Genomic DNA, 14,839 nt, shown 5'->3' with positions numbered 1-14,839 from the left:
TACTGGATCGACTACGCTGCGCATAGACGGAGATCCGTAATTTGCGCCGCCGGTTACGGTGAGATGAGCGGAGCCGCACCGGGCCGGGGTTCCGCAACGCATCCGCAACTCGCCACCCACCAGCGCCGAGCAGACCCGGCCGACGCACAGGAGGAGGTCACGCGCACCGGCTCGGCGAATCGGCCAAGACGCCTATCGGCCGAGACGCAGGAGGGGCGCATAGCGGGCGACGTACTCGCGACCGGACAGCGCGGCGATGCGAGCCATCACCGCATCGGTGCCCTCACGGACCGTCCCCTCACCGACCGCGACCGGCGCCCCGAACCGAAACGTCACCCGAGCCCCGCGCACCAGCCGCGGCACCCGGGCATCGATCGGCTGGACGACATCGGTCCCGCTCACCGCGAACGGCACGATCGGCACCCCGGCCTGCCGCGCAAGGCGCACGGCACCGGTCCGCCCCCGGTACAGCCGCCCGTCGGGCGAGCGGGTACCTTCGGGGAAGACGGCGACCAGGCCACCGGCGCGCAGGACGGGCACGGCGGCATCGAACGCGGTGAGCACCGCCCGCCCGCCGCCCCGCTCAACCGGAATCGCACCCAGGCCGGCGACGAGCCTGGCGGCGACCGGGTGGCCGCGGAAGTACTCCGCCTTCGCCCAGAACGCGATGTGCCGGGGCACGACGGCGCCGAGGAACAGCTCATCGGCGACGGACAGGTGGTTGCCGGCCAGGATCGCGCCGCCGCCGGGGATGCACTCGAGGCCGTCGACGTCGGGGCGCCAGGCCAGGCGCAGGAGCGTGCCGGCCGTTGCGCGGGCCAGGCGGTACAGCGGCGGCATGGGGGCCCGCCGCGGGCGCCGGCCGCGCTCGGGTGCGCCGGCCGAGGCCGCCGCCGACGCGCTCCCGAACGGGTCGGGCGACCCTGCCGCCGCGTTGCCGCCCGGCTGGACCCGCGCGGCCGTCGCGCCGCCACCCGGCAGCGCGGGCCGCCCTGACCCTGCCGCGCCGGGTTCCGCCGGATCGGGGCGATCCACCCCTCCCACGCCACCAGCCGGCAGCGCGGGCGGCCCTGACCCCGACGGATCGGGATGATCCACCCCTCCCACGACGCTCGCGGGCGGGCCGAGCCGCTGCGCGGCCGGCGCGCCGGGCAGCCCGACGGGCGCGCCGCTCCCCCGCTGGCGCCTCGCCGCCGACATAGTGCTTTCGGGCGGATTTGCGCTGCTATTTCGTGAAATGTTGGGCACTGGCGCATTCTCCGGGTTTGTTACGAAAGTGTGGGTTATGACGGGCCGGCGTGGGCGGTTACGGCGGCGTCGATCAAGGCGGGCAGGGAGTCGGGGCCGGTGGCCAAGGGCAGGCTGCCCCACCACCACAGCTGGATGATGCCGTGCAGGTTCGACCAGAACGCGCCGGCGGCGACGGCGGGAGCGGCCGTCGGGCGCGCCGCGGCCAGCAAATCGGCCAGGGACTCGAACAGCGGCAGGCTCGTCTCGCGCAGGCCCAGGCGGTCCGAGCGCAGCAGGTCGTGGCGGAACATCAGCTCGTACATGCCGCGGTTGGCCGTCGCGAACTCCACGTACGCGTGCGCCAGCGCCGACAGCCGGGCCCGCGGCGAACCCTCCGCCGGGACCGCGGCCAGGCACGAACCGAGCGACGCGAAGCCCTCCCGCGCGATGGCCGACAACAGTTCCACGTGCGTCGGGAAGTAGCGGCGCGGCGCGCCGTGCGACACGCCGGCACGCCGGGCGATCTCGCGCAACGACACGGTGCCGCCCTCGGCCACCAACTCGACGCCGGCCCGCACCAGACGATCGCGCATAGACACTGTCTACCACGGGACGTAGACAGTGTCTACGGACAAGACTGGAAGCATGCAGCGACCCCTGGAGTCCGTCTGGGACTATCCGCGGCCGCCGCGGGTCGAGCCGACGCCGCGGCACATCGTGGTCCGGCACGCCGGGCGGACCGTGGCCGACTCACGACGGGCGGTCAGGGTGCTCGAGACGTCGAATCCGCCGGTGTACTACATCCCGCGCGACGACGTCGCGGCCCGCCTCGAGCCGTCGCGCACCAGCACGGTCTGCGAGTTCAAGGGCGTGGCCGGCTACTGGGACCTGCACGTCGGCGATTCAGTGATCCACGACGCCGCGTGGGAGTACCCGGCGCCGTCGGCCGGGTACGAAGTGCTCCGCGGGCGGCTGGCGTTCTACCCGGGCAGGGTCGACGAGTGCACGGTCGACGGGGAACGGGTCGTGCCGCAGCTCGGCGACTTCTACGGCGGCTGGGTCACGGCCGAGATCACGGGACCGATCAAAGGCGGCCCGGGAACCCAGGACTGGTAACCAAAGGCCAGGCAACCACAGCAGCGCCACGACACGCCCCGGCCGATGCCGAGAAGTTTGGGCAGCTGGCCGGTCAACGACCGGGGCGTATCGCGTTGCTGCACAGCACTGTGCCAGCCGATCCTGACGCGGTACTGAAACGACGCCCCCTCGCCGCATCAGCCCGGTGGCAGCGTCGCGCCGGCCGGGGTGGCGCACCTCATGCGCGGACCCTGGCGGCCAGCAGCAGCCCGCCGGCCAGGCAGTAGCCGAGCCCGTTGACGACGAGGACCGGCACGACGCCGACGCGGTCGCCGAGGAGCCCGGCCGCGAGGGCCCCGACGAGCATGGCGGCGGCCTCGACGGCGTTGAACGCGCCGAAGACGCGGCCGCGGTGGCTGTCGGCGGTGTGGGTCTGGAAGAGCGTGAACAGGCCGGCGAGCATGAGGGCGCCGGGCAGGCCGACGGCGAGCATGATCGCCACGGCGGGCCACCAGACGGGGGCGAGCGTCGGGTACAGGAAGAGGACGAGGTCGAGGGCGCCGAAGGCGAGCGCGCCGCCGCCGGCCAGGCGGCCCGGGCTCAGGCGGTGCCCGGCGGACGCGGCCAGCAGCCCGCCGGCGATGCCGCCGACGGCCTGGACGGCGACGATGAGACCGTAGATGCCGGGGCCGGCGTGCAGCACGTCGCGGACGAACGGGGCGAGCAGCGTGCTCATGGCGGCCTCCCCGACGCCGGTGACGAGGACGAAGACGAGCAGCAGGCGCAGGGCCGGCTCGGTGGTGGCGTGGCGCAGGCCGTCGGCCCACTCGCGCAGCAGGCCGTGGGTGAGCTCGGCGCCGGGGGCCGGGACGGGGCGCAGGCGCCACAGCAGCGCGGCGGCGGCGAGGAAGCTCACGATGTCGACGGCGGCGAGCAGGGGGATGCCGCCGGCCGCGGCGACGACGCCGCCGGCGAGGGCGCCGAGGAGGCGGGCGATGTCGCGGTTCTGGGTGTTGAGGGCGTTGGCGGCGACCAGGTCCTGGGGTGGGACCAGGTGCGGTACCACGGCGGCCTCCGCGGCGACGAAGAACTGGCTCAGCGCGCTCTGCGTCGCCGTGACGAGGTAGACGATCCACACCTGGCCGGGTTCGTGCACGGCCAGCAGCGGCAGCAGGCCGGCGGCGAGCAGCAGATTGGCCCCGATCATGACCCGGCGGCGGTCCCACCGGTCGGCGTAGACCCCGGCGATCGAGGCGCAGGCCAGCTGGGGCAGCAGGCCGGCCAGCAGCGTGGTGGCGGCGGCGAGGGTGGAGCCGGTGAGCTGGTAGACGGCGTAGGCGAGCCCGGCGCGCAGGATCCAGTCGCCGGTCAGCGACACCAGGCCCGCCGCCAGCAGCAGCCGCAGGCCGGGGTGACGAGCAAGGACGCGCACATCAACCTCCGAACGGGGTCGGCGGCAGCCGCAGGGCGAGGGCGCGCACGTCAGCCCCCGGACGGGGTCGGCGGCAGCGGGGTGCAGATGATGGTGAGGTCGACCGGCCGGGCCCCCTCGGGGCGGGCGGCGGCGTCGCCGAGCCGGCGGCGCTCGACGAGCGGGTCGATGAGCGCGTCGAGGGCGCGGCGCAGTTCGACCATCTCGTCGGCGGTGAGGTACACGAGGCTCTGCCCGATGCCGGTGTTGTCCCGCCAGACCGGCTCCTCCTCGCCGCGGCGGCGCTGCCATCCGGCCAGGTTGCCGGCCGCCCGCTGGACGAGCAGCTGCTCGAGCGCGTCGGCGGCCAGGCCGGCCTCGGCGTCCCACCAGTAGGAGGTGGCGGTGACCCGCCACGGCCGCTCCCGGTTGTCGGCGGCCTCGGCCTGTTCCACGAAGCCGTACTTCGCCAGCTGCCGCAGGTGGTGCGAGGCCAGCGCCTGGCTGACCCCGAGCTCGCGGGCCGCCTGCGCGGCGGTCATCGGGCCTTCGCGCCCGATGAGCTCCCGCAGCTTGAGCCGCAGCGGGTGCGCGAGCGCCCGGATCGCCACCGGATCGGACACCAAAGACATGCTTGGATTCTCGGCCGCGGCGCGAACAGATGTCAAGCACATGCTTGGAATACTGGTCGGGCGGCCGGTGTCTCGGGTCCGCGCCCGGATCGGGGGTATCTTCGGGCGGTGCGGACCGTGACGCGGCAGGTCGCGCTGCGGCGCGGCGATCTGGACGGGGGACAGTGCCCCGTGCCGGACGAGTGCGCCGCGGCACTGCACGACGGCGCGGCGGTGCTGCTGAACCGCCACCCGCAGGAGGCGGTGCTGGCCTCCGGCGTGCTCGAGGGCATCGCGTGGCCGCCCGACCTGCACCCCGGCGTGCTCGTCACCGTGTCCTGGTCGACGGCCCGCAACGAGGTGACGCTGCGCACGACCCCGCTCGAAGAGCCGATGCGGGTCGACGGCGTCGACTACTTCCACGAGTACGACCCCGCGGTCGCCACCCGGGAGTGCCCGCCGGGCACCTCGAACCGGGGGAAGGTGCTGCATGCGGTACGGCGGCTGGGCCGGGTCTTCGACGACGGCAACGCGGTCTTCCCCGAGTCCGAACTGACCCGCAAGGCCGGCCTGGGCCGCGGCACGAGGGGCCTGTTCCTGCTGCGCAACGCCGTCGAGCAGCTCATCCGCGAGGGCTTCGTCACCCGCGTGCCCGGCAGCGTCGACCGGGCCGGCGTCCCGTCCTACCCGGCGGTCGAGGGCGAGGAGCCCGCCGACATGCTCTTCTACGCCCCGCTGATCGAGCCCGCCCCGCCCCCCGGCGCCGAGCCGGGCGAGCGCCGCGAGCACTGGGTCAACGGCTTCCTGCGCCGCCTACCGGAGGGCTCCCAGCCGTCGCCGCGCCAGCGCGCCCTGCACGAGCAGGTCACCGAGGGCGCCGAGGAACTGACCCCCGGCTACACGTTCGTGAAGAAGCACCACCGCAACGGCTGACCTCAGCCCGTGCTGGAGCCGGCCGGCGGGAGGTCCCGGCCCACGCAGGCGGCGGGAGTGACGGCTTCGTCGGGTTCGCCGCCCTCGGTGCCGGTGCGGAAGGTACCCGGGGTGCCGGTGCAGGAGGTCGCGGTGTAGGTGATGCGCACGCCGCCGGCGTCCCAGGCGGGGTGGCTGCCGGTGCGGTCGCTGACCTGGTGCTTGGCGGTGCCGTCGACGTGCATGACCCAGACGGTGCTGTGGTGCAGGTAGGCGATCCGGGTGGCGTCCGGGGACAGGGCGGGCTGGGTGTTGACCCGGTCCCCAGTCACCCGGGTGCCGTCGACGTAGATCGCGCCGTGCCTGACCGACACCTGCGGGGTGGTGGTGCCCTGGGCGTCGGTGGTGCCGAACATGGTGACGAACCCGGCGGCCAGTCCGGTGACGGTCAGTACCTTGGCGAACGTCGTGGTGTGCATCTGTGCCCCCGTGGTGTCGCGCCCGTGTGCCGCGGGGACCATCGGCGCAACCCACCGGCACCTGAACAAATCCCGCCGGCCTGGATCACTTGAGTTCGCCCATAGGCGAACTGATGCACGAGCTGGCCGCCGCCTCGGGCCTCGCCACGGCGATCGTCCTGCGGCCGGACACCTCGTACGGGCTGCTGGGCGCGCTCGCGCTGATGCCGGCGCGGGCACCGCCGAGGGGTGACGGGCCGCGGGGAAGGCAGTGCCGGGGACAGGTTCCGCGGCACGGCGGGCATGTGCCACAGGCGGTCCGCGTCGGCCGCGGGTGCGCGGGTTCGCTCAGATCGGCTGCTCCCACGGCACGAGCGTGTCGAACGCCCGCCCCAGCAGCCGCCGCAGCGGCTCGGCGTGCTCGTGCAGGTAGGGCAGCAGCGGCGCCCCCGGCCGCGGCGGGTCGGGCAGCCCGCCGGGGTCGAGGCGGCACAGCCTCAGCAGCGCGCCGGGCCCCTGCCCGGGGTCGTCGAACGCGGCGAGGGCGGCGCGAAGGTCCGGCGGGTCGGGCGGCACCGGCCGGACGCCGTCCCACCACTCGACCATGATCCAGTCGTCGGGGAACCACTGCAGGGCCTGCCGCAGCAGCTCAGCGTGGGCGGCGACGGACGGCCCGAAGAGCCGGCCGAGGGCGGGCCCGGCGGCGGCGAGGTTGGCCAGGGCCCGCTCGCGCCCGGCCACCGGGGCGCCCGCCTCGACCCACTCCCGCTCGTCGTCGGTCCCGACGGGAGCCGGGCCGTGGCGCACGTCGCCCTCGCGGAACAGGGCCAGCCACAGCAGCGGTACGCCGCCCTCGGCCACCGCCACGATGTGCTGCGCCTCGAAGGCGCCGTGCTGCTCGCTCGGGTAGACCTCCGGCCAGGGGCTGACGCACAGAAAGGCCTTCTCGTCCACCCCTGCACCCTAACGGCGGGGCGTCAGCACTTCGGCGCCGGCGGGAGCGAGGAGGGGCCCGCCGAGGCGACCGGGGCGGGAGACGGCGCCGAGGACTCCACAGTGGACGGCGACGGGGAGTCGGACGGGGACGGGGACGGGCCGCCGTACAGGACCGTCCCGGTGGGCTGGAAGTCCTTCGGGCCGAGGGTGAGGCCGGCGACCGTGGCCTGGTGGCCGTACATGTCGGCGATGCGCAGCGTGACCGGGGACGTCACCGCGCCCGAGGGGGCCGTCCACGTGTTGTCCTCGCCCTGGCGCATCGGGGCGAAGCCGGACGGCGTCTGCAGCTCCACGGTGGACAGCGGGTTGCCGTGGTTGTTCAGCACCGCGGTCAGGGCCGAGTAGGCGGTGCCGCCGGTGAGCTTCACCTGCAGCGGGCCGACCTGCGGGTCGCGGGTGGTGCCGTAGGTGACCGGGATGATGCCGGCGCTGAGCGCGCCGATGCGGGCGAAGGCGCCCTTGCCGAGGTCGATCTTGCCGGCCGGGCAGCTCGGGCACAGGTCCACGACCTGGACGCGGACGGTGCCGTTGGGGCCGGTGACGTCGAGGTAGGTGCCGCAGGCCTTGCCGCCGGCGTACTCCGCCCTGCCGACCGCGGCGTAGAGGCCCTCGGCCGGGGTGCCGAGGTTGCACATGCCGTTGCGGCCGGCCGAGTAGTACGACGCCGAGCCGCCGGCCGCGCAGGCGGCGCTACCGCCGACCTGCGTGAAGAGCACGATGGCCACCACGGAGGCGACGAAGACGGTCACGGCGGGCACGGTCCAGCGAAGGTGGCGGCGGTTCACGCCGCGGATTGTACGGTCTGGTGATCCAGAGACCTGGACCTCCCGTCGCACCCCGCAACGATGCCGATGCACGCGATCACCGAGATCTATGGCGAGCCGGGGCGGCACCACCGGGCAGGCCCTCGCGGTGCTCGCCGCGCGGTTCGGGGCGCGGACCGCCGGGCTCGTGGCCGCGGTCACCAATCCCGAGTACGACCCGTCATACGACCGGCACGAACAGTACCGGGAGCACGTCAGGGCCAGCCTCGACCGGGGGCCGTGGGCGCGGGTCATCAAGGTCTCCGACTTCACCGACAACGGCGTCGGTGTGATCCACACCACGGGGCCGAAAGTGCAGCGGTCGGCAACGAAGTACCGCCCCATGGTGCCGGTGCTGCGCGAACTCGTCGCCCGCCCGGACACCCCGCTGTCGCGTCCGGTGCAGCAGCACATCTTCCGTCAGCTCGACCTCGCCGAGGAGCGGTTCGCGGCCATGCTTGACGGGAGGTAAATATGCGAAGGTATTCATTGTGACGATGGTGGAACTCGCGGTCGGGTGGCTGGCCTCGCACCTGTGGAGCCGGGAGCGGGCCGAGCCCCAGGAGCCGGCCGTCGAGGAGCAGCTGCGCGGGCTCGCCGGGCTGGTGTGGGCGAAGCTGGAGGACGAGCCCGCCCTGGCCACGCTGGAGCGCGAGGCGGCCGGCTCCCCCACCCCGACCGCCGGCACCCGGCGCCGGGTGGTGCGGGCCATCGAGGACGCCGTGTGGACCGACCCGCACTTCGGCGAGGCCCTCGCCGCCGTCGTCGACCGCCTGCAGCCGGTCATGCCCCTGCCGGCCGACTGACGTCGCCGAGCAGGACCGCGCCGCCGTCGCCGGCGGGCCCAGGCTGACCGGCGCAGTGCCGAAGCGCCGCAGCCGGTAGGCGCAGCGGCGCAGACCAGATCCCCGGCCAGCAACGTCTGACCGACGTTGTCCTCGAACCGGGCGCACGCGCTGCACAGCAGGTCGCGGCCGCACTCAAGCAGTGCGGCGGGTGCGCCGTGCCCGCACGTGACGAACCGCACCGTGCTGCAGCGCGGGCGGCGGGCACGCCATCGACCGTGCAGCCGATCGGCGTCACACAACGCCGTAGCCGGGCGCGGCTGGCCAGGTCCCGCCCGTGCGCGACGGCGGCCTCCACGACCGCGCCGGCCGCCCTCGGCGCGGTGTGTCACCGATCTGACGACGCCCCGGAGGATTGACGATTGCGGCTCGGCTATACAGGCGTACAGTCGGCAATACGCACGTATAAGGAGGCGGATGCCATGCCGGAACCGGAATTCGAGGACCTCACCGCACGGGCGCGCATCCGCGACGCCGCGATCGCGCTGTTCGCCGAGCGGGGCGCCGGCGCCACCACGGTGCGCGACATCGCGGAGCAGGCCGGGGTGTCGCCGGGGCTGCTGCGCCACCACTTCGGGTCCAAGGAGGCCCTGCGCGAGGCGTGCGACGCCTACGTGCTCGACCGGCTGGTGCAGATCAAGGAGAAGATGCTCTTCGACAACCCGGGCTTCCTGCCGGCGGTGCACCCGACGGTCGTGCGCTACAACAAGTACGTCACCCGCGCCCTGCTCGACGGCTCGCCCAGCGCCGCGGCGATGTTCGACGACATGGTGCGCCTCAGCGCGGACTGGATCGAACAGCACATTCCCGGCCTGACCAAGGACTACCACAGCTACGCCGCCGTATTCACCGGCATGCAGTCCGGCCTGCTCGCGATGCACGAGCACGTCTCCCGCGCCCTCGGCGCCGACATGTTCACCCCCGAGGGACACGTGCGGCTGGCCGCGGCGCTGATCGACTTCTATTCGCACCCGCTACTCACCCCTGACCTGGCCGCCAAGGTCCAGAGCGCGCTGGACGCGCTGCGGGCCAAGGCAGAAGGAGCATGAGAACCATGACCGAGGCGATCCGCGCAGACGCACTGGTCAAGACGTTCGGGCGCGCCCGCGCGCTCGACGGGCTCGACCTCACCGTGCAGGCGGGGGAGGTGCACGGCTTCCTGGGGCCCAACGGCGCCGGCAAGTCGACCACCATCCGCATCCTGCTGGGGCTGCTGCGCGCCGACGCCGGGACCGCCCGGCTGCTCGGCGGCGACCCGTGGCGCGACGCCACCGACCTGCACCGCCGCCTCGCCTACGTGCCCGGCGACGTCACCCTGTGGCCGAACCTGTCCGGCGGCGAGGTCATCGACCTGCTCGGCCGGCTGCGCGGCGGCCTGGACGCCAAGCGCCGCGCCGAGCTGCTCGAGCGCTTCGACCTCGACCCGACGAAGAAGGCCCGGACGTACTCCAAGGGCAACCGCCAGAAGGTCGCGCTGGTCGCCGCCATGGCCTCCGACGTCGAGCTGCTCATCTTCGACGAGCCGACCTCCGGCCTCGACCCGCTCATGGAGGAGGTGTTCCGGCAGGTGGTCCGCGAGGAGCAGCGCCGCGGCAACCGCACCGTGCTGCTGTCCAGCCACATCCTGTCGGAGGTCGAGGTGCTGTGCGACCGGGTCACCATCATCCGGGCCGGCAGGGCCGTGGAGACGGGGACGCTCGCCGAGATGCGCCATCTGACGCGTACGTCGATCCAGGCCGACCTGGCAACCCCGGTCGACGGCCTGGGTTCCCTGACCGGCGTGCACGACCTGCACACGGACAACGGCACCGTCCGCTTCGACGTGGACAACGCCGAGCTCGACGCGGTGCTGCGCCGGCTCGCCGCGGCCGGCGTGCGCAGCCTCACCAGCCAGCCGCCGACCCTGGAGGAGCTCTTCCTGCGCCACTACGACGGCCACGCCGCCGCGACGGAGGTGGCGAAGTGAGCACGTTCACCGGCACGCGGGCCCTGGCCCGCCTGGCGCTGCGGCTGGACCGCGTCCGGCTCACCGTGTGGGTGCTCGGCCTGTCGGTGATGCCGATGGGCACCGCGGCGAACTACTTCAAGCTGTACCCCACCCAGGCCGACCTCGAGGCGGTGCGCGGGGTGCTCAGCAACCCGTCGCTGGTCGCCATGGAGGGCCCGCTCTACGGGGTCTCCATCGGCGGGCTCACCGCCTGGAAGATCGGGGTGACCGAGTTCATCCTGGTCGGCCTGATGAGCCTGCTCACCGTCGTGCGGCACACCCGCACCGAGGAGGAGACCGGCCGCCTCGAACTGCTGCGGGCCACCGTCATCGGGCGGTACGCGCCGCTGAGCGCCGCGCTGCTGGTCACCACGCTGGCCAATGTGCTGATCGCCCTGCTGACGGCGCTGGGTCTCATGGCGACCGGCCTGCCCGTGGCCGGATCGGTGGCCTTCGGCCTCGCCACCGGCCTCGTCGGCCTGCTCTTCGCCGGCGTGGCGGCCGCCGCCGCGCAGCTCACCGAGAGCGCCCGCGCGGCCAGCGGCATCGCCGGCGCCGTGCTCGGCGGCACGTACCTGCTGCGCGCCGTCGGCGACACCGGCCCGACCTGGCTGAGCTGGCTCGCCCCGACCGGCTGGGGCCTGGCCCTGCGCCCGTACGCGCACGAGCGCTGGTGGGTGGCCGCCCTGTTCCTGGTCTTCGCCGCGCTCTTCACCGCCGCCGGCTACGCCCTGTCGGACCGCCGCGACGTCGGCGCCGGCCTGGTCCCGCCCCGCCCCGGCCCGGCCGCCGGCTCCCCGGCCCTGCGCAGCCCCCTCGCGCTGGCCTGGCGCCTGCAGCGCGGCCTGCTGCTGGCCTGGTGCGTCGCCCTGGCCCTCACCGGCGCGGTGATGGGCGGCGCCGCCCACGGCATCGCCGGCCTCGAGTCCCCCAGCCAGCAGCTGACCGACGTGCTGGAACGGATGGGCGGCAGCGGTGCCCTCACCGACGCGTTCCTGGCCGCCATCTACGGCATCATCGGCATGCTGGCCGCCGCGTACACGATCCAGGCCACGCTGCGGCTGCGCCAGGAGGAGGCCAGCGGCCGCGTCGAGGCGCTGCTGTCCACCCCCGTCGGCCGGGTGCGCTGGGCGGCCGGCCACCTCGTCTTCGCGCTGCTGGGCACCGCCCTGCTGCTCGCCCTCGCCGGCGTCACCGGCGGCCTGGTCTACGGCGCCCAGTCCCACGACGTCGGCGGCCAGGTCGCCCGCCTGCTCGGCGCCGCCATGGTGCAGCTGCCGGCCGCGTGGGTCCTCGCCGGCCTGGGCGTGGCCCTGCTCGGTCTGGCCCCGCGCCTGAGCACCCTGACCTGGGCCGCGCTCATCGTCTCGGTGCTGCTGTTCGAGCTCGGCGCGCTGTTCGGCCTGAACCAGTACCTGCTCGACCTGACCCCGTTCGCCCACGTGCCGAAGCTGCCGGGCGAGGCCTTCACCATCGTGCCGATCCTGTGGCTCACGCTGGTTGCGGTCCTGCTCGGCGCCGCGGGCCTGGCGGGCCTGCGGCGAAGGGACATGCCGGTAACCTAGGCGCAGTGAAGCCCGTGGATTACGACGGACGCCAGCACACCGTCTACGCCACCGGCCGGGCCCTGCCCGGCGAGACGACCCGGACCTGGGCGGAGGCCTTCTCCGCCCGGGCACCGGCGCAGCGCCCCCTGACCGTGCTCGACCTGGGCTCGGGCACGGGCCGCTTCACCCCGCTGCTCGCCGACACGTTCGGCGGCCCCGTGTACGGGGTGGAACCCTCGTCGGGCATGCGCGAGCAGGCCGCGGCGCATCCCGCCGTGCGGTACCTGCAGGGCCGGGGCGAGACCGTCCCGCTCCCGGACAGCACCTGCGACCTGGCCCTGCTGTTCCTGTCCCTGCACCACTTCACCGATCCCCCGGCCGCCGCCGCCGAACTCCGCCGGGTCCTGCGCCCGGGCGGCCGGGTCCTCATCCGCAGCACGTTCAGCGACCGCATGCCGGATCTGCTGTGGCATCGGTACTTCCCCAGCGCCCGCGGCATCGAGGAGCGCACCTTCCCGTCGCTGCCCGCGACGCTGGACCTGTTCGCCGCGGCGGGCCTGGAGTTCGTGGCGCTGGACCGCATCCGCGAACTGTCCGCCCCGAGCCTGGCCGCCTACGCCGAACGCCTGCGGCTGCGCGCGATCTCCACCTTCGAGCACCTGTCCGAGGCGGAGATCGAGCAGGGCCTCGCCGCCCTGGCCACCGACGCCGCCGCCGAACAGGTGCCGCACCCGGTCTACCTGGACTCCGACCTGCTGACGCTCGCGCTCAGAAGGGCAGAGGCTTCGTGTGCAGGATGACGAGCTCGGCGACGGCCCGGGTCAGGGCGACGTAGAGGCGGCTCATCCCGCGGGGCTCGGCGGCGACGATGTCGGCCGGCTCGACCAGCACCACCCGGTCGAACTCCAGGCCCTTGACCTGGCTGACCGGCAGCGCCGACAGCGACTCGGCCAGGTGGTCGGGGGCGATGACCGTGCCGTGCTCGGCCGCGACCGCCTCCGCCAGGTCGTCGACCTCGCGGATCCGCAGCGTGCCGCCGGGGCGGAACGAGCGGGTGGGCTCGATCCCGGGCGGCAGGGCCAGGGCGGCGTAGTCGGCGATGGCCTGCGGCACCCGGTAGCCGGTCGGCAGGTCGAGCGTGCGGACCAGGCGCTTGCCCAGCCGCTGCATCAGCTCCGGCCACGACGCGGCGGCGAGGGGGTGGGTGGCCTGGCCGAGGTCGCCGACGACGGTCATCGAGGCGTGCGCGGCCCGCCGGGCGATCATCCGGCACTCCATCGGCGAGAGGTCCTGGGCCTCGTCGAGGATGACGTGCAGGTACACGTCCTCGGCCGGCTCCTCGGCGGCGGCGACGGGCAGCGGCTCCTCGAGGACCGGCACGTAGCCCTCCTCGCCGTAGGGGTCGAAGCCGTCGGTCCAGCCCGTCACCTGGTGACCCTCGCGCAGGATGATGCCCGCCGCCCAGCGCTGGGCCGCCCAGAAGCCGTTGTGGTCGATCGCCTGGCCGGACTGGGCCAGCGGCGTGGCCAGGCCGGGCGCGAAGAGCTGCCAGCCGTCGTTCAGGCTCCAGCTCAGCACGAACGTCTCCGGCAGCCGGGCGCCGCTGCGCAGCTCGCGGGCCTGCCATTCGGGGATCCGCCGGGCCGCGCGCACGGGCGGGCCGAGGATCTCGGCGAGCTCGTCGAGCAGCGGCACGTCGTCGACCGTCCACTCGCCGTGCTGGGCCGGCAGCACATCCTGCGGGGTCAGCGGCGGCCACCACGCGTCGAGGAACGCGTCGGGGATCTCGCGGCCTTCGAGGAGCTGCGACAGTACCGCCGCGGCCTCCTGACGACCGGCGTTGGGCTTGACGCCCCTGGCCTCGCAGCGCCTGCGGACCTCGGCGCGGGCCCGCGCGAGGTCGTCGGCCTTCAGGGTGCCCAGCCGGTCCGGGGCGCCCGGCGGCGTGTCCCAGGCCAGCTCGGTCAGGGCGCGGACCATCTTCAGGTCGCCCTTGGCGCGGGCCACGCCGGCGGGGTCGCGCCGGGTCGCCACGACCCCGTCGAACAGCTCGCCGAGGGCCCGCAGGTGCACGCTGTCCTCGCCGAGACCCGGCAGGACCCTGCCGATGTACTCCGTGAAGACCGTCGACGGGCCGATGACCAGCACGCGGCCGTCGGCGAACTTGCCGCGGTCGGAGTAGAGCAGGTACGCGGCGCGGTGCAACGCGACCTGGGTCTTGCCGGTGCCCGGGCCGCCCGTGATGAGGGTGACGCCGTGCGCGGGGGCCCGGATCGCCTCGTCCTGCTCGCGCTGGATCGTGGTGACGATGTCGCGCATGTGCTCGCCGCGCTCGCGGGTCAGGGACGCGAGCAGGGCGCCCTCGCCGACCACGCCCTCGACGTGCTCGCCGGTCAGCACGTCGTCGTCGACCCCGGCCACCTTCGGCCCGTAGCAGGTGATGACCCGGCGGCGGCGCACGCCCAGCGGCGCGCCGGGCGTGGCCCGGTAGAACGGCGCGGCGGCCGGCGCCCGCCAGTCCACGACCAGCGGCTCCCGGTCCTCGTCGCGCACCCCGAGCCGGCCGATGCGGAAGGTGTCGTCGTCGTCGAAGTCCAGCCGGCCGAAGACGATGCCGTCCTCCTGCGCGTCGAGGTCGGTCATCGTCGCGGCCGCGCGCAGCACCATGGCGTCGCGCTCGACCAGCCCGGTGCGCGGCCCGGCCGCGGCCCGCCCGTGCCCCTCCGCCTTGAGCTCCCGGGCCTGCTCGCGCATGACCTCGAGCCGCGCATAGACCTTGTCCACGACCTGCTGCTCGATCGCGATCTGCTGTTCCGCCTCGGACACCGTGTTCCCCCCTCGTTGGCCCGTTGAGAATATGCACAGGTCAGAGCCGCAAAATCAGCATCCGGGACGATTTGGCCGACTTGACGGGCCGATATGATGAAAAGGGCGAGGGGGCAGAAAGAAGCGGCTCACGAGG

Annotated in this window: 16 protein-coding genes; 8 read left to right on the top strand and 8 right to left on the bottom strand. The window is 74.1% G+C overall.

What is annotated here, in order from left to right:
* Positions 1 to 192: 192 nt before the first annotated feature.
* The gene (locus tag AB0M46_RS11315; RefSeq protein ID WP_363334936.1) at positions 193 to 840 is read right to left on the bottom strand and encodes a lysophospholipid acyltransferase family protein; all 648 of its coding nucleotides are present in this window, start codon (positions 838 to 840) and stop codon (positions 193 to 195) included.
* A gap of 443 nt (positions 841 to 1,283) precedes the next feature.
* A complete protein-coding gene (locus tag AB0M46_RS11310; RefSeq protein ID WP_363334852.1) occupies positions 1,284 to 1,823 on the bottom strand; it encodes a TetR/AcrR family transcriptional regulator in 540 nt (179 codons plus the stop codon).
* Between the two features lie 52 nt (positions 1,824 to 1,875).
* Between AB0M46_RS11310 and AB0M46_RS11305 the strand changes: the two genes are divergently transcribed.
* Positions 1,876 to 2,346: a DUF427 domain-containing protein gene (locus AB0M46_RS11305; protein ID WP_363334850.1), complete on the top strand. Its 471-nt coding sequence runs from the start codon at positions 1,876 to 1,878 to the stop codon at positions 2,344 to 2,346.
* Between the two features lie 199 nt (positions 2,347 to 2,545).
* Here the strand turns inward: AB0M46_RS11305 and AB0M46_RS11300 are convergent, their stop codons facing one another.
* Positions 2,546 to 3,739 carry an MFS transporter gene (locus AB0M46_RS11300; RefSeq protein ID WP_363334848.1) on the bottom strand — a complete coding sequence of 398 codons (1,194 nt, stop codon included), beginning with the start codon at positions 3,737 to 3,739 and terminating at the stop codon, positions 2,546 to 2,548.
* Positions 3,740 to 3,789: 50 nt separating this feature from the next.
* A complete protein-coding gene (locus AB0M46_RS11295) occupies positions 3,790 to 4,350 on the bottom strand; it encodes a helix-turn-helix domain-containing protein (protein WP_363334846.1) in 561 nt (186 codons plus the stop codon).
* A 108-nt stretch (positions 4,351 to 4,458) separates the two neighbouring features.
* Between AB0M46_RS11295 and AB0M46_RS11290 the strand changes: the two genes are divergently transcribed.
* A complete protein-coding gene (locus tag AB0M46_RS11290) occupies positions 4,459 to 5,262 on the top strand; it encodes a hypothetical protein (protein ID WP_363334844.1) in 804 nt (267 codons plus the stop codon).
* 2 nt (positions 5,263 to 5,264) lie between these two features.
* On the opposite strand, the gene AB0M46_RS11285 is transcribed toward AB0M46_RS11290, so the two are convergent.
* The 3 genes from AB0M46_RS11285 to AB0M46_RS11275 all read right to left on the bottom strand — a co-directional run bounded on the left by AB0M46_RS11285 (position 5,265) and on the right by AB0M46_RS11275 (position 7,480).
* Complete coding sequence (locus tag AB0M46_RS11285) at positions 5,265 to 5,762, bottom strand: hypothetical protein (RefSeq protein ID WP_363334842.1); 498 nt, start codon at positions 5,760 to 5,762, stop codon at positions 5,265 to 5,267.
* A gap of 285 nt (positions 5,763 to 6,047) precedes the next feature.
* Positions 6,048 to 6,653, bottom strand: a complete 606-nt coding sequence (locus tag AB0M46_RS11280) for a hypothetical protein (protein ID WP_363334841.1) — start codon at positions 6,651 to 6,653, stop codon at positions 6,048 to 6,050.
* 23 nt (positions 6,654 to 6,676) lie between these two features.
* Positions 6,677 to 7,480, bottom strand: coding sequence for an expansin EXLX1 family cellulose-binding protein (locus tag AB0M46_RS11275; RefSeq protein WP_363334839.1), 804 nt, complete (start codon positions 7,478 to 7,480; stop codon positions 6,677 to 6,679).
* An 88-nt stretch (positions 7,481 to 7,568) separates the two neighbouring features.
* Between AB0M46_RS11275 and AB0M46_RS11270 the strand changes: the two genes are divergently transcribed.
* From AB0M46_RS11270 to AB0M46_RS11245, 6 genes are all read left to right on the top strand, one after another.
* Complete coding sequence (locus AB0M46_RS11270; RefSeq protein ID WP_363334837.1) at positions 7,569 to 7,970, top strand: hypothetical protein; 402 nt, start codon at positions 7,569 to 7,571, stop codon at positions 7,968 to 7,970.
* 19 nt (positions 7,971 to 7,989) lie between these two features.
* A complete protein-coding gene (locus AB0M46_RS11265; RefSeq protein WP_363334835.1) occupies positions 7,990 to 8,304 on the top strand; it encodes a hypothetical protein in 315 nt (104 codons plus the stop codon).
* A 461-nt stretch (positions 8,305 to 8,765) separates the two neighbouring features.
* Positions 8,766 to 9,392 (top strand): helix-turn-helix domain-containing protein, encoded by a 627-nt coding sequence (locus tag AB0M46_RS11260; RefSeq protein WP_363334833.1) that lies wholly within the window; start codon positions 8,766 to 8,768, stop codon positions 9,390 to 9,392.
* A gap of 5 nt (positions 9,393 to 9,397) precedes the next feature.
* On the top strand, positions 9,398 to 10,309 hold the full coding sequence (locus AB0M46_RS11255) for an ABC transporter ATP-binding protein (protein WP_363334831.1): 912 nt from the start codon (positions 9,398 to 9,400) through the stop codon (positions 10,307 to 10,309).
* On the top strand, positions 10,306 to 11,895 hold the full coding sequence (locus AB0M46_RS11250) for an ABC transporter permease (protein ID WP_363334829.1): 1,590 nt from the start codon (positions 10,306 to 10,308) through the stop codon (positions 11,893 to 11,895). The genes AB0M46_RS11255 and AB0M46_RS11250 overlap by 4 nt, the downstream gene beginning before the upstream one ends.
* Positions 11,896 to 11,900: 5 nt before the next feature.
* Positions 11,901 to 12,677: a class I SAM-dependent methyltransferase gene (locus AB0M46_RS11245; RefSeq protein ID WP_363334827.1), complete on the top strand. Its 777-nt coding sequence runs from the start codon at positions 11,901 to 11,903 to the stop codon at positions 12,675 to 12,677.
* Here the strand turns inward: AB0M46_RS11245 and AB0M46_RS11240 are convergent.
* Entirely contained in the window at positions 12,646 to 14,703 is a 2,058-nt protein-coding gene (locus AB0M46_RS11240; protein WP_363334826.1) for a UvrD-helicase domain-containing protein, read from the bottom strand. The two genes, AB0M46_RS11245 and AB0M46_RS11240, sit on opposite strands and share 32 nt — an antisense overlap.
* Positions 14,704 to 14,839 lie beyond the last annotated feature (136 nt).

The sequence above is a fragment of the Dactylosporangium sp. NPDC051485 genome, assembly GCF_040682015.1.
In the GTDB taxonomy this organism is placed as follows: domain Bacteria; phylum Actinomycetota; class Actinomycetes; order Mycobacteriales; family Micromonosporaceae; genus Dactylosporangium.
The sequence above is the reverse complement of the archived record's forward strand: the minus strand, read 5'-3'. Positions and strand labels throughout refer to the sequence as shown.